Origin of the sequence: Pseudomonas fluorescens (assembly GCF_000730425.1) — a bacterium.
GTDB classification, from domain to species: Bacteria; Pseudomonadota; Gammaproteobacteria; order Pseudomonadales; family Pseudomonadaceae; genus Aquipseudomonas; species Aquipseudomonas fluorescens_X.
The window spans coordinates 2,346,358-2,364,932 of sequence record NZ_CP008896.1 but is presented as its reverse complement, the minus strand read 5'-3'; the positions used below and the strand labels follow the sequence as shown (position 1 = coordinate 2,364,932).

23 protein-coding genes and 1 tRNA gene are annotated in these 18,575 nt (G+C 57.8%); 20 read left to right on the top strand and 4 right to left on the bottom strand.

The window, feature by feature from the left end; genetic code table 11:
- Positions 1 to 73: 73 nt before the first annotated feature.
- From HZ99_RS10355 to HZ99_RS10270, 18 genes are all read left to right on the top strand, one after another.
- Positions 74 to 547, top strand: a complete 474-nt coding sequence (locus tag HZ99_RS10355) for a Dps family protein (RefSeq protein ID WP_038442839.1) — start codon at positions 74 to 76, stop codon at positions 545 to 547.
- Between the two features lie 192 nt (positions 548 to 739).
- Positions 740 to 1,090 carry a ribbon-helix-helix domain-containing protein gene (locus HZ99_RS10350; RefSeq protein ID WP_038442838.1) on the top strand — a complete coding sequence of 117 codons (351 nt, stop codon included), beginning with the start codon at positions 740 to 742 and terminating at the stop codon, positions 1,088 to 1,090.
- Between the two features lie 163 nt (positions 1,091 to 1,253).
- Positions 1,254 to 1,475 (top strand): FmdB family zinc ribbon protein, encoded by a 222-nt coding sequence (locus HZ99_RS10345; protein ID WP_029300317.1) that lies wholly within the window; start codon positions 1,254 to 1,256, stop codon positions 1,473 to 1,475.
- A 110-nt stretch (positions 1,476 to 1,585) separates the two neighbouring features.
- Positions 1,586 to 3,361: an aspartate--tRNA ligase gene (aspS, locus tag HZ99_RS10340; RefSeq protein ID WP_038442837.1), complete on the top strand. Its 1,776-nt coding sequence runs from the start codon at positions 1,586 to 1,588 to the stop codon at positions 3,359 to 3,361.
- Between the two features lie 136 nt (positions 3,362 to 3,497).
- Positions 3,498 to 4,244, top strand: coding sequence for a YebC/PmpR family DNA-binding transcriptional regulator (locus tag HZ99_RS10335; RefSeq protein WP_038442836.1), 747 nt, complete (start codon positions 3,498 to 3,500; stop codon positions 4,242 to 4,244).
- A gap of 157 nt (positions 4,245 to 4,401) precedes the next feature.
- Entirely contained in the window at positions 4,402 to 4,926 is a 525-nt protein-coding gene (gene ruvC, locus HZ99_RS10330; protein ID WP_005790910.1) for a crossover junction endodeoxyribonuclease RuvC, read from the top strand.
- 63 nt (positions 4,927 to 4,989) lie between these two features.
- Complete coding sequence (gene ruvA / locus HZ99_RS10325; protein ID WP_038442834.1) at positions 4,990 to 5,601, top strand: Holliday junction branch migration protein RuvA; 612 nt, start codon at positions 4,990 to 4,992, stop codon at positions 5,599 to 5,601.
- Positions 5,602 to 6,660 carry a Holliday junction branch migration DNA helicase RuvB gene (ruvB, locus tag HZ99_RS10320; protein WP_038442833.1) on the top strand — a complete coding sequence of 353 codons (1,059 nt, stop codon included), beginning with the start codon at positions 5,602 to 5,604 and terminating at the stop codon, positions 6,658 to 6,660. It abuts the gene before it with no gap.
- Positions 6,661 to 6,798: 138 nt separating this feature from the next.
- Positions 6,799 to 7,254, top strand: coding sequence for a tol-pal system-associated acyl-CoA thioesterase (gene ybgC / locus HZ99_RS10315; protein WP_038442832.1), 456 nt, complete (start codon positions 6,799 to 6,801; stop codon positions 7,252 to 7,254).
- 1 nt (position 7,255) lies between these two features.
- The gene (gene tolQ, locus HZ99_RS10310; protein WP_029300305.1) at positions 7,256 to 7,951 is read left to right on the top strand and encodes a protein TolQ; all 696 of its coding nucleotides are present in this window, start codon (positions 7,256 to 7,258) and stop codon (positions 7,949 to 7,951) included.
- A gap of 23 nt (positions 7,952 to 7,974) precedes the next feature.
- Positions 7,975 to 8,427 (top strand): protein TolR, encoded by a 453-nt coding sequence (gene tolR / locus HZ99_RS10305; RefSeq protein ID WP_162473200.1) that lies wholly within the window; start codon positions 7,975 to 7,977, stop codon positions 8,425 to 8,427.
- Positions 8,427 to 9,500 carry a cell envelope integrity protein TolA gene (tolA, locus tag HZ99_RS10300; RefSeq protein ID WP_038442831.1) on the top strand — a complete coding sequence of 358 codons (1,074 nt, stop codon included), beginning with the start codon at positions 8,427 to 8,429 and terminating at the stop codon, positions 9,498 to 9,500. The genes tolR and tolA overlap by 1 nt, the downstream gene beginning before the upstream one ends.
- Positions 9,501 to 9,517: 17 nt before the next feature.
- Positions 9,518 to 10,798 carry a Tol-Pal system beta propeller repeat protein TolB gene (gene tolB / locus HZ99_RS10295; RefSeq protein ID WP_181883234.1) on the top strand — a complete coding sequence of 427 codons (1,281 nt, stop codon included), beginning with the start codon at positions 9,518 to 9,520 and terminating at the stop codon, positions 10,796 to 10,798.
- A 55-nt stretch (positions 10,799 to 10,853) separates the two neighbouring features.
- The gene (gene pal, locus HZ99_RS10290; protein WP_029300299.1) at positions 10,854 to 11,354 is read left to right on the top strand and encodes a peptidoglycan-associated lipoprotein Pal; all 501 of its coding nucleotides are present in this window, start codon (positions 10,854 to 10,856) and stop codon (positions 11,352 to 11,354) included.
- A 6-nt stretch (positions 11,355 to 11,360) separates the two neighbouring features.
- Entirely contained in the window at positions 11,361 to 12,185 is an 825-nt protein-coding gene (ybgF, locus tag HZ99_RS10285) for a tol-pal system protein YbgF (protein WP_038442829.1), read from the top strand.
- Positions 12,186 to 12,350: 165 nt separating this feature from the next.
- Entirely contained in the window at positions 12,351 to 12,998 is a 648-nt protein-coding gene (queE, locus tag HZ99_RS10280) for a 7-carboxy-7-deazaguanine synthase QueE (protein ID WP_038442828.1), read from the top strand.
- 16 nt (positions 12,999 to 13,014) lie between these two features.
- Positions 13,015 to 13,689, top strand: a complete 675-nt coding sequence (queC, locus tag HZ99_RS10275; RefSeq protein WP_162473199.1) for a 7-cyano-7-deazaguanine synthase QueC — start codon at positions 13,015 to 13,017, stop codon at positions 13,687 to 13,689.
- A gap of 63 nt (positions 13,690 to 13,752) precedes the next feature.
- Positions 13,753 to 13,828 (top strand) — tRNA-Lys (locus tag HZ99_RS10270).
- 119 nt (positions 13,829 to 13,947) lie between these two features.
- Here the strand turns inward: HZ99_RS10270 and HZ99_RS27735 are convergent.
- From HZ99_RS27735 to HZ99_RS10260, 3 genes are all read right to left on the bottom strand, one after another.
- On the bottom strand, positions 13,948 to 14,187 hold the full coding sequence (locus tag HZ99_RS27735; protein ID WP_080727700.1) for an SDR family NAD(P)-dependent oxidoreductase: 240 nt from the start codon (positions 14,185 to 14,187) through the stop codon (positions 13,948 to 13,950).
- 134 nt (positions 14,188 to 14,321) lie between these two features.
- Positions 14,322 to 14,669, bottom strand: coding sequence for a helix-turn-helix domain-containing protein (locus HZ99_RS28505; RefSeq protein ID WP_115284344.1), 348 nt, complete (start codon positions 14,667 to 14,669; stop codon positions 14,322 to 14,324).
- A 634-nt stretch (positions 14,670 to 15,303) separates the two neighbouring features.
- Positions 15,304 to 16,110 (bottom strand): hypothetical protein, encoded by an 807-nt coding sequence (locus HZ99_RS10260; RefSeq protein WP_038442826.1) that lies wholly within the window; start codon positions 16,108 to 16,110, stop codon positions 15,304 to 15,306.
- A 207-nt stretch (positions 16,111 to 16,317) separates the two neighbouring features.
- On the opposite strand from HZ99_RS10260, the gene HZ99_RS10255 reads away from it, so the two are divergent.
- Positions 16,318 to 16,722, top strand: a complete 405-nt coding sequence (locus tag HZ99_RS10255; protein WP_038442825.1) for an antitoxin Xre-like helix-turn-helix domain-containing protein — start codon at positions 16,318 to 16,320, stop codon at positions 16,720 to 16,722.
- Positions 16,716 to 17,408, top strand: a complete 693-nt coding sequence (locus HZ99_RS10250; RefSeq protein ID WP_038442824.1) for an RES family NAD+ phosphorylase — start codon at positions 16,716 to 16,718, stop codon at positions 17,406 to 17,408. The genes HZ99_RS10255 and HZ99_RS10250 overlap by 7 nt, the downstream gene beginning before the upstream one ends.
- A 10-nt stretch (positions 17,409 to 17,418) precedes the next feature.
- Here HZ99_RS10250 and lldD read toward each other — a convergent pair whose 3' ends face one another.
- The gene (gene lldD, locus HZ99_RS10245) at positions 17,419 to 18,561 is read right to left on the bottom strand and encodes an FMN-dependent L-lactate dehydrogenase LldD (protein ID WP_038442823.1); all 1,143 of its coding nucleotides are present in this window, start codon (positions 18,559 to 18,561) and stop codon (positions 17,419 to 17,421) included.
- Positions 18,562 to 18,575 lie beyond the last annotated feature (14 nt).

The window sequence follows — 18,575 nt, the reverse complement described above, 5'->3', positions numbered from 1 at the left end:
CGCAAGGCGAGTACTCTTGCTAGAGTGGGTAGGCACCTGATCAATGAATTTTCATCAATTGAAGGGAATAGACATGGCAATCGATATCGGTATCAGTGAAGAAGATCGTAAATCCATTGTTGACGGACTTTCACGACTGCTTTCGGATACCTATGTACTTTATCTGAAAACCCATAACTTTCATTGGAACGTCACGGGGCCGCAATTCCGTACATTGCACTTGATGTTTGAGGAGCAATATAACGAACTGGCGCTGGCCGTTGACTCCATTGCCGAACGTATTCGTGCCCTGGGCTTTCCTGCGCCGGGTGCCTACTCTATCTACGCGCGCCTTTCTTCTATCAAGGAAGAAGAAGGAGTGCCCAGCGCCGAGAACATGATTAAGCAGCTGGTCGATGGCCAGGAAGCCGTTACCCGCACGGCCCGCGGGATCTTCCCGTTGCTGGATAAAGTCAGCGATGAGCCGACTGCGGACTTGCTGACCCAGCGTATGCAGATTCATGAAAAAACCGCCTGGATGCTGCGCGCACTGCTCGAAGGCAAATAAACGCTGCCGGCCAGTGGCACCCGGCGGGTACCACTGGTTTCACCTGATTGCTTCCTGATACATGCGTTGGCTTGTCCTACGAACAGCGACTCTCCGTCTTCTGGCTGCACTTGCCTGCTTGATGTTTTATAGGCTCAGCGGCCAATAACAGCCGTTTATTCAAGAGCCGTTTGGCAAGGGAGTGTCAAGTGTATGTCGCGTAGCATGGGTAAAGGTGTGCTGGAAACTTCTGGTGCCTACAAGATAAAGAACGATCCTTTTGTCAAAGGATTCGACATGGCATTGGCCCGGCCATTATCACGTTCTGTCCGGTTGAATGGTTTTTCGACATGCCTGCGGCTTGAGGAAGTCTATTGGAATATCCTTGGCGAAATAGCCAGGATCAATACCTGTTCGATCAGTGCCTTGTTGTCTTACGTGGATCGCGAGGTGCATTTGCGTTATGGCGGGGTCAAGAATTTCAGCGGTCTGGTCAGGGTGGTCTGTGTGGTGCATGCGTTGAAGGGGCAGGTATCCACCGCAGATCAGGCTGGGGTTATGTAGCCGGGTTACCCCATATCAGGCGGGCCGGGGTGTTTCTATATAGTGTGCTGCACGTTACCACGGCTGCACAGCCTCGATTTAACGGATATAATCTCGCCCTTTGCTGCGCAGACCGGCTGGTACGGGGCGTGGCGCAGCAGTGACGTGATCGCCGAGATATTCCATGCCCATGTACGATTACCAATGTGCTTCCTGTGGTCATCAGTTGGAAGCCATTCAAAAGATCAGCGACGCGCCGTTGGTCGATTGCCCGGCATGCCGGGCGCCCGAGCTGAAAAAGATGTTGTCCATGCCGGGCTTTCGCCTGAGCGGTAGCGGCTGGTACGAGACCGACTTCAAGACCGGCGCCAAGAAGAATCTGGCGGGCGGCGACAAAGCAGACTGAGTTGAACTCTACGCGCGAGCTCCTGCATTATCCGTGGCCTGACTCAACAGGTGCGGTATCCGGGCAGGAACTCCACCGAATTTCGAATTACGAGAAGTGAAACCACTACCATGATGCGCAGCCACTATTGCGGCCAACTGAACGAGACCCTGGAAGGTCAGGAAATCACCCTTTGCGGATGGGTCCACCGTCGCCGCGACCATGGCGGGGTGATTTTCCTCGATATCCGTGATCGTGACGGTCTGGCCCAGGTGGTATTCGACCCGGATCGCGCCGAGAGCTTCGCCGCCGCTGACCGTGTGCGCAGCGAGTACGTCGTGAAAATCACCGGCAAGGTTCGCCTGCGTCCGGCCGGTGCCACCAACGCCAACATGGCGTCGGGCATGATCGAAGTCCTGGGCTACGAGCTCGAAGTGTTGAACGAGTCGGAAACCCCGCCGTTCCCGCTTAACGAGTTCTCCGATGTTGGCGAAGAAACCCGCCTGCGTTATCGCTTCCTCGACCTGCGTCGCCCGGAAATGGCCGAGAAGCTGCGCTTGCGTTCGCGCATGACCACCAGCATCCGCCGCTTCCTCGACGAGAATGGCTTCCTTGACGTCGAGACGCCGATCCTGACCCGCGCTACGCCAGAAGGCGCACGTGACTACCTGGTGCCAAGCCGTACCCACGCCGGTAGCTTCTTTGCCCTGCCGCAATCGCCGCAGCTGTTCAAGCAACTGTTGATGGTCGCCGGCTTCGATCGTTACTACCAGATCGCGAAGTGCTTCCGTGACGAAGACCTGCGCGCCGACCGCCAGCCGGAATTCACCCAGATCGACATCGAGACCAGCTTCCTCGATGAAAAAGAGATCATGGGCCTGACCGAAGAAATGATCCGCAACCTGTTCAAGGAAGTGCTGGGCCTGGAGTTCGGCGAGTTCCCGCACATGACCTTCGAAGAAGCCATGCGCCGCTACGGTTCCGACAAGCCAGACCTGCGTAACCCGCTGGAACTGGTCGACGTTGCCGACCAGCTCAAGGAAGTCGACTTCAAGGTGTTCAGCGGCCCGGCCAACGACCCGAAATGCCGTATCGCCGCACTGCGTGTGCCAGGCGGGGCGAGCATGCCGCGCAAGCAGATCGACGACTACACCAAGTTTGTCGGCATCTACGGCGCCAAGGGCCTGGCTTACATCAAGGTCAACGAGCGCGCCAAGGGTGTTGAAGGCCTGCAGTCGCCAATCGTCAAGAACATCCCGCAAGACAAGCTCAATGTGATCCTCGATCGCGTTGGCGCAGTCGATGGCGATATCGTGTTCTTCGGTGCCGACAAGGCCAAGATCGTCAGTGAGGCCCTGGGCGCGCTACGGATCAAGCTGGGCCACGACCTTGACCTGCTGACCTGCAAGTGGGCGCCAATGTGGGTCGTCGACTTCCCGATGTTCGAAGAGAATGACGACGGCAGCTTCAGCGCCCTGCACCACCCATTCACCGCACCCAAGTGCACGCCGCAAGAGCTGGAAGCCAACCCGGCTGGCGCTCTGTCCCGTGCCTACGACATGGTGCTCAACGGTACCGAGCTGGGTGGCGGCTCGATCCGTATCCACCGCAAAGAGATGCAGCAGTCGGTCTTCCGCCTGCTGGGCATTAACGAAGCGGAACAGGAAGAGAAGTTCGGCTTCCTGCTCGATGCCCTGAAATACGGCGCTCCACCCCACGGTGGCCTGGCCTTTGGCCTTGACCGCCTGGTGATGCTGATGACCGGTGCCCAGTCAATCCGTGAAGTGATTGCCTTCCCGAAAACCCAGAGCGCTGCGGACGTCATGACCCAGGCACCGGGTGTGGTGGATGCCAAGGCATTGCGCGAGCTGCATATCCGTCTGCGCGAGGCGCCGAAGGCTGAGTAAGGCTGCGGCGTGAAAGCGCGATAAGGTTGTACGCAGTCAAAAAGGCGCATCTTCGGATGCGCCTTTGCGTTTAAAAGAGAGAACTCCTGCCTGGGGCGGGATTGAAAGGTTTCTATAAGAATTTCGGAGTTGTGTTATGGCTGGCCATTCCAAGTGGGCGAACATCAAGCACCGCAAAGAGCGTCAGGATGCCAAGAAAGGCAAGATTTTCACCAAGTGGATTCGCGAACTGACCGTCGCTGCCCGCCAGGGCGGTGGTGATCCAGGTTCCAACCCACGCCTGCGCCTGGCGTTGGACAAGGCCCTGGGTGCCAACATGAGTCGTGACATCATCGATCGCGCCGTGGCCCGTGGTGCGGGTGCGGCGGATACCGACGACATGGTCGAGCTGACCTATGAAGGTTACGGCCCGGGCGGCGTCGCAGTGATGGTCGAGTGCATGACCGACAACCGCAACCGCACTGCGGCAGCTGTACGCCATGCATTCAGCAAGTGCGGCGGCAACCTGGGTACGGATGGTTCGGTAGCCTATCTGTTCGAGCGCAAGGGGCAGATCACCTTCGCGCCGGGTACGGATGAAGACGCACTGATGGAAGCTGCGATGGAGGCGGATGCCGACGACGTGGTGACCAATGAAGATGGTTCCATTGATGTCTTCACCTCGTTTGCCGGCTTCTATGCGGTGCGTAACGCGCTGGAGGCCGCTGGATTCAAAGGTACCGACGCGGAGATCGTCATGCTGCCGACCACCAGTGCCGAGCTGGACCTGGATGGCGCGCAGAAGGTGCTCAAGATGCTGGATATGCTTGAAGACCTGGATGATGTACAGAACGTCTACTCCAACGCCGACATTCCAGAGGACGTGGCCGCACAGCTAGTCTGAAGGCTGGTGTAGACCAAAATGTGGGAGCGGGCTTGCTCGCGAAAGCGGTCTGTCAATCAGTACATGCGTGACTGAAGTACCGCTTTCGCGAGCAAGCCCGCTCCCACATGGGATCTTCTCTGTATCAAAAAATGTGTTTACCCTACTTGCAGGCGTTATGACTTTAATCCTAGGTATCGACCCCGGTTCGCGCATCACCGGCTTTGGTGTGGTGCAGCAGACCCCGCGCGGCTGTATCTACGTGGCATCGGGCTGTATCCGTACCGGCGCCGGGGAACTGGCTGAACGCTTGCAGATTGTCTATCGCGGCGTGCGTGAAGTGATCCAGACCTATGGACCGGTGACCATGGGCATTGAAAAGGTGTTCATGGCCAAAAACGCCGACTCGGCCCTGAAGCTGGGCCAGGCCCGTGGCGCCGCCATCGTCGCGGGGGCGGAGGAGGGCATGGAAATCGCCGAATACACGGCGACCCAGGTCAAGCAGGCCGTGGTCGGCACCGGAGCAGCCAATAAAGAGCAGGTGCAGATGATGGTCATGCACATGCTCAAGCTCACCTCAAAACCACAGATCGATGCCTCTGACGCCCTGGCCATTGCCATTTGCCATGCCCACACCCGCTCCAGCCTGTTGCCCCACGGCCTCGGTACGGCACGCAGTCGTGGCGGGCGCCTGCGTCTCTGATAGCATCAGCGCAATCGTTATGGTCGGGCTTTGATCTGACCTCAAGCTTTAAGGATCTGAACTGTGATTGGACGCTTGCGCGGCACTCTGGCGGAGAAACAGCCACCGCACCTGATTCTGGATGTAAACGGGCTGGGGTATGAGCTGGAAGTGCCCATGACCACCCTGTACCGCCTACCGTCGGTCGGTGAGCTGATAACCTTGCACACCCATCTGGTGGTGCGCGAAGACGCGCAACTACTCTATGGTTTCATCGGCAAGCGCGACCGCGATTTCTTCCGCGAGCTGATCCGCCTCAATGGTGTAGGCCCGAAGCTGGCTCTGGCACTGATGTCGAGCCTGGAAGTGGATGAGTTGGTACGTGCCGTTTCGGCCCAGGACACCTCAGCGCTGACCAAGGTGCCGGGTGTCGGCAAGAAAACCGCTGAGCGCCTGCTGGTGGAGCTCAAGGACCGCTTCAAGGCCTGGGAAGTGGTGCCGAGCATGTTTGCACTGGTGCCGAACCAGCCGGATATGCCGGCGGCTCAGGTCGCCAGTGCCGAAAGCGATGCCGTCAATGCGCTGATCTCCCTGGGCTACAAGCCCCAGGAGGCCAGCAAGGCCGTGTCGTCCATCAAGGACAAGAACCTGAGCGCTGAAGACATGATCCGCCGAGCCCTGAAGGGAATGATTTAAGTGATTGAAGCTGATCGTCTGATTGCGGCCACCGGCCCTCGCGACCGTGAAGAGGTCCAGGATCGGGCCATCCGCCCCCTGAGCCTTGCCGACTACATTGGCCAGCCCACCGTGCGCGAGCAGATGGAGCTGTTCATCCAGGCGGCGCGCGGGCGCAGTGAGTCCCTGGACCATACGTTGATCTTCGGCCCGCCGGGGTTGGGTAAGACCACCCTGGCCAACATCATCGCCCAGGAAATGGGCGTGTCGATCAAGAGCACCTCCGGCCCGGTGCTGGAGCGCCCGGGCGACCTGGCTGCGCTGTTGACCAACCTTGAACCCCATGATGTGCTGTTCATCGACGAAATCCACCGGCTATCGCCCATCGTCGAAGAAGTGCTGTACCCAGCCATGGAAGACTTCCAGTTGGACATCATGATCGGTGAAGGGCCGGCGGCGCGCTCGATCAAACTCGACCTGCCGCCATTCACCCTGGTCGGCGCAACCACCCGTGCGGGTATGCTGACCAACCCGTTGCGAGACCGTTTCGGCATTGTTCAACGTCTAGAGTTCTATAGCACTGCCGACCTGGCGACGATTGTCAGTCGTTCGGCGGGGATTCTCGGCTTGCCGCTCGACCCGCAAGGCGCCTTCGAGATTGCCCGGCGGGCCCGTGGTACGCCGCGGATAGCCAACCGTTTGCTGCGCCGGGTACGCGATTTTGCCGAAGTGCGGGCCAAGGGCCATATCACCAAGGCCGTGGCTGACCTGGCGCTGAACCTGCTGGACGTCGATGAACATGGCTTCGATCATCAGGACCGGCGCCTGCTGCTGACCATGATCGAGAAGTTCGATGGTGGGCCGGTGGGTGTGGACAGTCTGGCTGCTGCCATCAGTGAGGAGCGCCATACCATCGAGGATGTGCTGGAACCGTACCTGATTCAACAGGGTTACATCATGCGTACGCCAAGGGGGCGGGTGGTCACGCGCCACGCGTATTTACACTTCGGGTTAAACATTCCGTCACGATTGGGAGAGATGCCTGTGGTAGACGAATTCCTCGATGCAGTGGACGATTAAAAAGGCATGGCAGGTCGATTTATTCGGCGTTTGTGCTGTCCTAGTGGCTGGCGTCGTCATTCTTTCGTTAGAAATGTTGCAGAGAATGAAAAACAGTTGCCTGGCTGGATTGGCAACCTGAGGAGTAAGCACTAGAGTATGCGCGCGCAAAACGGGGATCAGTCGTTCGCACATCGCTGTCGCGTTTATTACGAGGACACCGATGCGGGCGGCATCGTGTATTACGTCAACTACCTGAAATTCATGGAGCGGGCTCGAACCGAGCGGCTGCGGGAGCTGGGCTTTGCCCAATCCGCGCTTGCAGGGGAGGACCTGTTGTTTGTCGTGCATTCCAGCGAGGCCCGTTACTACGCGCCGGCGCGACTGGACGATGAATTACTGGTCAGTGCAGAAGTAATCGAATTGAACCGTGTCAGCCTGCGCTTTAAACAGCAGGTCAGGCGGGCAACGGATGCAACGCTGCTCTGTGAGGGGCAGTTCCTGGTGGCGTGTGTGCGCACCAATAGTTTGAAACCCCGGGCCATTCCCGAAGCTTTACGTGCGGCCTTTGCCGACGTGAGCGGCGCCGGTAAACAATCAGAGCAGGAGATTTAGCGTGGAACCTACCGTCGTCGACCATTCCTCCATGTGGAGCCTGGTCAGCAATGCCAGTGTCGTGGTTCAACTGGTAATGCTGACCCTGGTAGCCGCATCGGTTACCTCATGGGTCATGATTTTTCAGCGCAGCAATCTGTTGCGCGCCGGTCGACGTGCCCTGGAGAGCTTCGAGGAGCGCTTCTGGTCGGGTATCGATCTGTCCAAGCTGTATCGCCAGGCGGGCAGCAACCCGGACCCGGATTCGGGCGTCGAGCAGATCTTCCGCGCCGGCTTCAAGGAATTTTCCCGCCTGCGCCAGCAGTCTGGCGTTGATCCTGAAGCGGTCATGGAAGGCGTGGCCCGTGCCATGCGTGTAGCAATCTCCCGCGAGGAAGAAAAGCTCGAGCAGAGCCTGCCATTCCTTGCCACCGTCGGTTCGGTCAGCCCGTACATCGGCCTGTTCGGCACCGTATGGGGCATCATGAACTCATTCCGTGGCCTGGCAACGGCCCAGCAAGCGACCCTGGCCACCGTGGCCCCGGGTATCGCCGAAGCGCTGATCGCCACTGCCATTGGCCTGTTCGCTGCAATCCCCGCAGTAATTGCCTACAACCGTTTCGCTGCAACCAGCGAAACCCTGATTGGCCGTTACTACACCTTCGCCGATGAATTCCAGGCGATCCTGCACCGTAAAGTGCACACCAGCGAAGAATAAGCAGGTAATTCCCAATGGCTTTAATCGCTCGAGCTCGCAAAAAGCGCAAGCCGGTCGCCGAGATGAACGTAGTGCCTTACATCGACGTGATGCTGGTGCTGCTGGTGATCTTCATGGTGACCGCGCCGATGCTCAATCAGGGTGTGAAGGTTGATCTGCCCAAGGTTTCCAGCGAAGCCTTGCCGCAGGACAACAACACCCAGGTCCTGACCATCTCGATCAAGGCTGACAAGACCTATTACTGGAACCTTGGCAGCGAAGTCGACACCCAGAAACAACAGGACAAGGCCATGACCTTGCCGCAGATGACCGACGCCGTGACCAAAATCATCCGTGCCGGCAACGAAGGCGGCAAGCACACCCAGGTGTTCATCCGCGGTGACAAGTCGGTCGATTATGGCTCCGTCATGGGCGCCATGGGCGGGCTGCAGAAGGCCGGGGTCGGTAATGTTGGCTTGATTACCGAGGCGCCCTGATGCAGCAACAGCGAGAGCCGTCCGCCTCGGAAAGCTACTTCTGGCCTAGCGTCTGGGCAATTGCCCTGCACGTTCTGGTGTTTGGCATGCTGTTTGTCAGCTTTGCCATGACACCGGAGCTGCCGCCAGCCAAGCCGATCGTGCAGGCGACCCTGTATCAGCTGAAATCGAAGAGTCAGGCCACCACCCAGACCAATCAGAAGATTGCGGGTGAGGCCCAGAAGTCGGCTGCGCGCCAGACTGAAGTCGAACAGATGGAACAGAAGAAGGTCGAGCAGGAAGCGGTGAAGGCTGCTGCGGAACAAAAGAAAGAAGAGGCGGCTCAAAAGGCCGAAGAATCGAAAAAGGCTGACGAAGCGAAGAAGGCCGACGAGGCGAAAAAGGCTGATGAAGCCAAGAAAGCCGAGAAAGCTGCCGAAGCTAAAAAAGCCGAAGAGAAACAATTGGCTGACATAGCCAAGAAAAAATCTGAAGAAGAAGCCAAGAAAGCGGCTGAAGAAGAGGCCAAGAAAAAGGCCGCTGAAGAAGCCAAGAAGAAGATAGTCGAAGACGCGAAGAAGAAAGCCGCCGAAGACGCCAAGAAAAAAGCCGAAGCAGACGAGGCGAAGAAGAAAGTCGCCGACGACGCGAAGAAGAAAGCTGCCGCCGATGCCTCCAAGAAAAAGGCCCAGGAAGCAGCCCGTAAATCCGCCGAAGACAAAAAGGCCCAGGCCTTGGCAGACTTGCTTTCCGACACGCCACAACGTCAGCAGGCCCTGGCCGATGAGCGTGGTGACGAAGTCGCTGGCAGTTTCGACGATCTGATTCGCGCCCGCGCAGCAGAGGGCTGGACACGTCCACCTTCGGCACGCAAAGGCATGACAGTGGTATTGCAGATCGGCATGTTGCCGGACGGTACGGTGACTTCGGTCAGCGTGGCCAAGACCAGTGGCGACGGTTCTTTCGACAGTTCAGCGGTTGCAGCGGTCAAGAATATTGGCCGGCTGACCGAGATGCAGGGAATGAAACCAAGCGACTTCGCTCCCTATCGTTCATTCAAGATGACATTCACACCTGAGGATCTAGCCTTGTGAGAAACCTTCTTCGAGGAATGCTTGTCGTTATTTGCTGTATGGCAGGGATAGCGGCGGCGGATGAAAAGAACATCCTGGTAACCAGCGGTAGCGACCGGGCCACTCCGATCGCCGTTGTACCGTTTGGCTGGCAGGGCGGCAGCGTGCTGCCAGACGATATGGCGGAAATCATTGGTAATGACCTGCGCAACTCGGGTTACTACGCGCCAATTCCGAAACAGAACATGATCAGCCAGCCGACCCAAGGCAGCGAAGTGATCTACCGTGACTGGAAAGCCCTGGGCGCCCAGTACCTGATGGTAGGCAGCATCGTGCCAGCGGGCGGCCGCCTGCAGGTGCAATATGCCCTGTTCAACGTGGCCACCGAGCAGCAAGTGCTGACTGGCAGCGTATCGGGCAGTGTCGATCAACTGCGGGACATGGCGCACTACATCTCCGACCAGTCGTTCGAGAAGCTGGTGGGCATCAAAGGTGCGTTCTCTACCCGCATGTTATACGTGACGGCTGAGCGTTTCTCGGTGAACAACACCCGCTACACCCTGCAGCGCTCGGACTACGACGGTGCCCGTGCAGTGACCTTGCTGCAGTCGCGCGAGCCGATCCTGTCGCCGCGTTTTGCGCCCGATGGCAAGCGTATCGCCTATGTGTCGTTTGAACAGAAGCGTCCGCGCATCTTCGTTCAGCACATCGACACCGGTCGCCGTGAGCAGATCACCAACTTCGAAGGCCTCAACGGTGCACCAGCCTGGTCGCCGGATGGCAATCGCCTGGCATTCGTGCTGTCCAAGGACGGTAACCCGGATATCTACGTGATGAACCTCGGTTCGCGCCAGATCACCCGTGTCACTTCCGGCCCTGGTATCAACACCGAACCGTTCTGGGGCAAGGATGGTTCGACCATCTACTTCACTTCAGACCGTGGCGGCAAACCGCAGATCTATAAGAGCAGCGTTGGCGGTGGTGGTGCAGAACGTGTGACCTTTATCGGCAATTACAACGCTAACCCGAAGCTTTCTGCCGATGAAAAGACCCTGGTAATGATCCATCGCCAGGACGGTTTCACTAATTTCAAGGTGGCGGCCCAAGATTTGCAGCGCGGAAGCGTAAAAATCCTTACAGATAGCACTCTTGATGAGTCGCCTACTGTTGCGCCCAACGGCACCATGGTAATCTACGCCACCCGCCAGCAGGGCCGGGGAGTCTTGATGCTCGTGTCCATTAATGGACGCGTAAGGCTCCCGCTTCCTACCGCACAAGGCGAAGTCAGAGAACCGTCCTGGTCCCCTTACCTGAACTGACGCGGCGCTACAAAAAGAAGTACTTAACACACTGGGGTTCATTAGGAGTTTCACGATGGAAATGCTGAAGTTTGGTAAGTTTGCTGCTCTGGCTCTGGCTCTGTCCGTAGCCGTTGGTTGCTCGTCTAAAGGCGGCGACAATGCCGGTGAAGGCGCAGCTGTTGATCCAAACGCTGGTTACGGCGCCAACACTGGTGCAGTTGACGGCTCCCTGAGCGAAGAAGCTGCTCTGCGCGCGATCACCACTTTCTACTTCGAATACGACAGTTCGGACCTGAAGCCAGAAGCCATGCGCGCTCTGGACGTTCACGCGAAAGACCTGAAAGGTAACGGCGCTCGCGTTGTTCTGGAAGGCAACACCGACGAACGTGGTACTCGTGAGTACAACATGGCACTGGGCGAGCGTCGTGCGAAAGCCGTTCAGCGCTACCTGGTACTGCAAGGTGTTTCCCCAGCTCAGCTGGAACTGGTTTCCTACGGTGAAGAGCGTCCAGTTGCTACCGGCAACGACGAGCAATCCTGGGCTCAAAACCGTCGCGTCGAACTGCGTAAGTAATTCGTCATGCGAACGTGCCGTCGTGTTGTAACCGTATTGGCTCTCAGCCTTGCACCGTTTGCGGTGTGGGCTGCGGTTCCCGTGGAAGATAGCAACTCTGGCTATAACAATAGTGGGAGCAGCTATCCACCTGCAGGTTATGGCACGAACGGCGCCTATGCGGGGGGAGCGGCCACGGCCGCTCCTTCGGCACAGGGCGAACTGTTCAACCAACTGCAACGCATGCAGGATCAACTGGCGCAGCAACAAGGCACCATTGAAGTTCTGCAGAATGAGGTGCGTCAGCTCAAGCAGGAAGGCCTGGAGCGTTACCAGGATCTTGACCGACGTATAGGAGCCGGCGTTACACCAGCCGCTACTCCTGATAATTCTTCTGCCGGTGGCGCCGCAAGCGCCGCCGGTGGTGCAGCCGCAGGCGCCGCCCAGGCTCCTGCCGCCAGCAGCGAACCGGGTGATCCGGCGAAGGAAAAGCTGTATTACGATGCGGCCTTCGACCTGATCAAGGCCAAGGATTTCGACAAGGCCAGCAAGGCGTTCACCGCTTTCCTGGGTCGTTATCCAAACAGCCAGTACGCGGGCAATGCCCAGTACTGGTTGGGGGAGGTCAACTTGGCCAAGGGTGATTTGCAAGGTGCAGGCCAGGCGTTTGCCAAGGTCAGCCAGCTATACCCCAAGCACTCCAAGGTGCCTGACTCGCTGTACAAACTGGCTGATGTAGAGCGCCGCCTGGGTCATACCGACAAGGTCAAAGGCATCCTGCAGCAAGTAGTGGCCCAGTATCCGGGTACCTCTGCTGCTCAGCTGGCTCAGCGTGATTTGCAGCGTTTGTAAGTACAGCAATCCCGCTTGGAAGAAACCCGCGCCTGTCGCGGGTTTTTTCGTTAGAATCCACGCCCTTTTATGAAATACGCTTTTTGGGGTTCACGCTTTGCCGGGATCCCACAAAGTGCCTGACGGAGGCGGACAGCCTGTTTAGCTGTTACGCCCGTGGCGACTATGCAAGACACATTACGTATCACCGAAGTTTTTTACTCGTTACAGGGTGAAACGCGCACTGCCGGCCTGCCCACCGTATTTGTGCGTCTCACCGGCTGCCCGTTGCGCTGCCAGTACTGTGACAGTGCCTATGCCTTCAGTGGCGGCACTGTTCGCACCCTCGACGACATCCTGGAGCAGGTTGCCGGCTACAGGCCGCGCTACGTGTGTGTGACGGGCGGCGAGCCCCTCGCTCAGCCCAATGCCATTCCTTTACTCAAACAGTTGTGTGACGCCGGTTACGAGGTGTCGCTGGAAACCAGCGGTGCCCTGGACATTTCTGCGGTCGACCCTCGCGTCAGCCGAGTGGTTGACTTGAAGACCCCGGACTCCAAGGAAGCGCATCGCAACCGTTATGAGAACATCGAGCTCCTCACCGCCAACGATCAGGTCAAGTTCGTCATCTGCTCGCGGGACGACTATGACTGGGCCAATTCCAAGCTGATCCAATACGGCCTGGACCGACGTGCCGGTGAGGTGCTGTTCTCCCCGAGTCACCATGACTTGAACGCTCGCGACCTCGCTGATTGGGTGGTCGCGGACAATCTGCCGGTGCGCCTGCAATTGCAGCTGCATAAATACCTTTGGAACGACGAGCCAGGACGCTGAAATGACTGAACAAACCATTGATCAAAAACGTGCCGTGATCCTGCTGTCTGGTGGCCTTGACTCCGCCACAGTGGTGGCGATGGCCCGTGCCGAGGGCTACAACTGCTACACCATGAGCTTTGACTATGGTCAGCGTTCCCATGCCGAGTTGCACGCCGCCGCCCGTGTTGCCCGCGACCTAGGCGTGGTGGAGCACAAGGTGATTGGTCTGAACCTCAATGGCATTGGGGGCTCGGCCTTGACCGACAACGCCATCGACGTGCCTGAGGCGCCCACTGAGGGTATCCCGGTCACCTATGTGCCGGCACGTAACACCGTGTTCCTGTCGCTGGCCCTGGGCTGGGCAGAGGTGCTTAACGCCCGTGACATCTTTATCGGTGTCAACGCCGTGGACTACTCCGGCTACCCGGACTGCCGTCCAGAGTTCGTCGAGTCGTTCGAACGTATGGCCAACCTGGCGACCAAGGCCGGCGTAGAAGGGCGGGTTTTTCGCATCCAGGCCCCGCTGCAGAACCTGAGCAAGGCGGATATCGTCAAGGCGGGTGTAGGACTTGGAGTCGACTACTCGCTGACTGTTTCCTGCTACCAAGCGGATAATGACGGTCGTGCTTGTAGGAAATGTGACAGCTGCCGACTGCGTGCAGAAGGCTTCCAAGCGGCCGGAATTACTGACCCAACGCGTTATTTCTGATTTATTTAAAATAAGGTGTTGAATAATCCTTAGAAATCAGTATTATACGCGCCACCACACAGCGGGTCGTTAGCTCAGTTGGTAGAGCAGTTGGCTTTTAACCAATTGGTCGTAGGTTCGAATCCCACACGACCCACCATTTTTGGCGGTTTAGAAAATCCGGAAGGCCCACGTAAGTGAGGATTTCCGGGTTTTTTTTTGCCTGTAATTTGGGTTGGTGTTCGTAGGCAAAGAGGTGTCTACGAAACTAGGGGTTATTCAGTCTGAGCTCGGAACCGCTTCAAGGAGAACTGCCACGCCTCCTTTATCAGCCAGGTCAGCGACCACGCCACGCGTAGTGCCTCCCAGAGAACTTACCGCCAATTGCACTTTCTCAGCACTCCGGCCATTCACGATCACCGTTGCGCCTGCTTGTGAGAGGCCTTTGGCAATTGCAAATCCAATCCCCTCCGTAGACCCCGTTACAATTGCGGTTTTCCCCGAAAGATCAATTTTCATCTGTACACCGACACCAAGCCATTAGTATCTCGGTATCCTATCGGTGACACTCTGTGGCCCGACTACGCAACACAGCCAGAATATATCGATATCCTGCCAAAGTAGTGGCGGCTTCCCCTTAGGCGATCGTCATATCACGTGTGGCGTGTCTTACCCCGCCCCTGCCTGGTGGCAAGGTACGTGGCCGGTGGTTGGCCCATGGCCTTTTTGAACATAGTAATGAAAGCGCTGGCACTCTCGTAGCCAAGATCAAACGCAATAGCTTGAACAGCCTTGCCTTTGGACAATTGCTCGATCGCCAACATGACTTGTATCTGTTGCCGCCAGCGACCAAAGCTCATGCCGGTTTGTTTCAGAACCAGGCGAAAAAGCGCACGCTCACTCATACCGATACGGCGTGCCCATTCGCCTGTTGTCGCGCGATCGGAGGGCGTATGGTGAAGCGCATCCACAATCTTGCGCAGACGTCCATCTGATGGCATCGGCAAGTACAAACGCTCGAGTGGCGCGACTCTCTGTGTAGGGCTTGGGCAGTTGTGCGGTGGCTATCACCAGCTCCCGAAGCAACGGTGACACCGCCATGGTGCAACATTCTCGTGGGAACTTGCGTGTCACCTCCGGTGCGATGAGCAGCCCGCAAAACTCCAGGCTCCCACTGCTTCGAAAACTGCGCGCCATGCCACCGGGTATCCATAATGCGCATTGTGGTGGGACCATCCACAAGCCTTTATCGACTTCAAAGGCAATTAACCCTCGCATGACCAGGTTAAATGCGCCTTCGCGCAGCTTGGTAACGGGGGCTTCATAATTTTCAACCAATGACTCAACGCTAAAAGCAGATACCGGCCATCTCTCAGCACCAGCACCTTGCCTACAATTGGAGTGCATAGTTGTGGTCCTTTTTTCCTGCTCACCTTCGTTGTGGTGGCCAAGTCAGCATCCAAGGACTACTCCCAGGCACAGCCCAAATGGGCAATGAACGCTTTCCGATGCAGCCCAATGGGGCTGGTCGTGATTTTCCCTAAACCCAATGTTCAATGCGCAGACCGGGCACGCGGTCAAGCTCGCGCAGATGATGGGTTACCAGAATCAGCCCAGGCTCAATCCCGTCCGTCTTCAAGGCTGCTTGCGCCCATTCATCCAGGGACTGTAGTCCACCTGTACATAACCCAAAGGCAGGCCTTTAGGATAGTTGGCAAACCCTGGCATCTGGCGCAGGTCCATCAGTTTGCACTGCGTGACAAGGCGTTGCTGCAGCGCGCTATCCACCTTGAAGCCCTGTGAGCGGTACGGGCTTTGATTCAGGTTGACCAGGCATTCACTCACGTTGCCCTGTGCATCGGCAATGAAGTGGAAGCTGGCTACGCCAATGCTGCCAATGTCATGCCCGGCAAACAGTTGTTCACGGAAGAAGCGGATCTGCTTATAGAGATCGATTCGGGCTGTATGCCTTTGTTGCTGTTCCGCCGACATGCCGAGCAGAGGGTTGAAGACGATGGGCGCGACAATCACCTGAGTGTCCTTGGCATCGGCAAAGACCTTGGGTGAGACCTCTGGAAACAGGGTGGTCCAGCACAGTTCAGTCACCAGGCTGGCCAGCTTGGCCTGGCGCAGGTTGTTCTGGCCCTCGCTGGGCAGCAAGGTCCCGCGTTTAGCCGTGCAGTCCACTACATGGTTCTGTGCGTCGACGGTCATGATCATATTCATCACGCCTGTCAGCTCCTGTTCATTGGCGGCCAGGGCATAGCTGCGCAGTATCATGGTGAAGGTCTTGGTGTATTTCTCGTCTTTTTGCTGTACCTGTGCCGCTGCCACGGCCGCTGCCTGCTCCGGAGTGTGGCTCTGGCAGCCGGAAAGTGACAGCAGGCTTGCGCTGCACAATGCCAGCAGCCAGCGGGTCGAAGAAGGTGCATTGAATTCCATTTCTAGAAAGCTCGCCTGCAAAGAGTTTGGGATGGGTTAGACGGGAACCATTCTCACCCATCAGGTAATAAAGTGCGATTCGAAATAAAAAGATCTGCAGCGCTACGGCCTTTGGTTGTAACGATTGACATTGAAGTGATGTTGATTTGATCTATGGACCAATATTGTCTATTTTTGAATCTATAGACTAAGGCTGAGGTAACAATCATGAGCATAGCCCTCCAAGCGCAGCCCTTTACCCGGGAGCAATGTGTCGCCGGATTACGGGCAGCCGTGGGTATCCTGGAAAAATGGCAGGCCAGCAGCGACCAGGCCTGCCGCATTCTGCGCATCTCTCGCAGCACTTACACACGCGCCCGGCAGCGCGATGCCGCTTGGTCTGTCAGCCTGGATTTTGACCAGATGCAGCGCATCAGCTTTGTGCTGAACATCCACGCCACGCTGCGCATGGTGTTCGATAACCCTGAGAACGTGTACGGCTTCCCGGCCATGGCCAACGACAACAGCTTCTTCAACGGGCGCTCGCCCCTGGAGATCATGGCTCAGGGCGATATGATTTCACTGTACGAAACCTTCCGCCGCATTGATGTGCTGCGTGGTTCGCAATGGTGAAGGTGAGCCAGTTGGGCGAGTTGCCCGGGGGGCCGTTGCAGGCCTATCGCCTGGTCAATTCAAAATTCCCGCCGATTGCGTTGTTTGATGATGTGGCGGATGCCGACGAGTTTGAGGCTCTCTATCAGATCCAGGCCCTGACCAATCCGCGATTGGGTAATGAGGTCGGCCGGATCGAGCTGATACCCCGAAGGGAAATCCCATTTGGGATTGTGGGATGCTCCTACGCGATAGCGCCGTTCACCCACGTCAATCCTGCCGGATCGCGTTTCAGCGCTGGTGATTTTGGCGTGTTGTATCTGGCGGCCACTGTCGAGACAGCACTGGCAGAAGTGCGTCATCACCAGAACCGCTATTGGTCCGGGGTCCACGGCCTCAATTATGAGCGCTTTGTTTTTCGCGGGCTGTCATGCAGCTTTGCTGGCGACTCGATGAAGGATGCTGCGTCGGTGCCGATGAGCGACCCGATCTACGACCCTGACGACTACAGCCACGCCCAGCGCCTGGGTGGCTCGCTGAAGCAGGCCGGTTGTCCCGGCCTTCGTTACTTGTCGGTACGCTCAGAGGGCGATCACTGCTGGGCATTGCTGACACCCAGGCCGGTGTCGTCGATTGTCCAGGCCTCCCATTACGAGATGGTCTGGAATGGACAGATCACCAGTGTCAGCAAGATCAGCCAAGCCTGACGCTGGCGGCTCAGATCTGCCCGCGCACCAGGATCGATTCGTCGATCTGCGCAATCGACGTCACCCCGGTCAGGGTCATGGCCACGCGCATTTCCTTGGCAAAGATATCCAGCAGATTCTCTACGCCGCGCTGGCCGTCGGCGGCCAGCGCGTAGGCGGGTGCTCGTCCCAGCAATATGCCTCGGGCGCCCAGGGCGAGCATACGCACCACGTCCAGCCCCGAACGCACCCCTGAGTCCACCAGCACGGTGAGGTCGCTACCAACCGCCTGGGCAATCTGAGGTAGAGCCTTGGCGGTGGACAGCACGCCATCGAGCTGGCGGCCGCCGTGGTTGGATACGACGATGCCGTCGGCTCCAAAACTCACTGCATCCTTGGCATCCTGTGGGTCGAGGATGCCCTTGATGATCATTGGGCCTTTCCAGAACTCGCGGATCCACTCCAGGTCTTTCCAACTGATGGACGGGTCGAAGTTGGTGGCCAGCCAGCCGATGTAGTCTTCAAGGTGGGTCGGTTTGCCCAGGTATTTGGAGATATTACCCAGGTCGTGGGGGCGCCCCATAAGCCCCACATCAAAAGCCCAGGCTGGTTTGGTTACGGCCTGCAACATGCGCCGCTGGGCGGCGTACGGGCCGGACATGCCGGAGTGGGCATCGCGGTAGCGGGCCCCCGGGGTTGGCATGTCGACAGTGAACACCAGGGTTTTCACCCCGGCGGCTTGCGCGCGCTCCAGGGCATTCTTCATGAAGCCACGGTCTTTGAGGACATAGAGCTGAAACCAGATCGATTGCGCGCTCTGCGACGCCACTTCTTCGATCGGGCACACCGACACGGTCGACAGGCAAAAAGGAATGCCTTTATTGGCCGCCGCGGTGGCCACCTGGACCTCCCCGCGCCGGGCAAACATGCCAGTCAGGCCCACCGGACTCATGACCACCGGCATCGCCAGCGGTTGGTCGAACAAGGTGGTCTCCAGGCTCAGGCTCTCGACGTTGCGCAGGACGCGCTGGCGCAGGCTGATGTCTGCCAGGTCCGAGCTGTTGGCCTTGAGGGTGTGCTCGGCGTAGGCGCCACCGTCAATGTAGTCGAACAGGAAACGCGGCAGTTTGCGGCGTGCGGCTTCGCGGTAATCCGATGCAGACGAAATGATCATGAACAGTGAGGCCC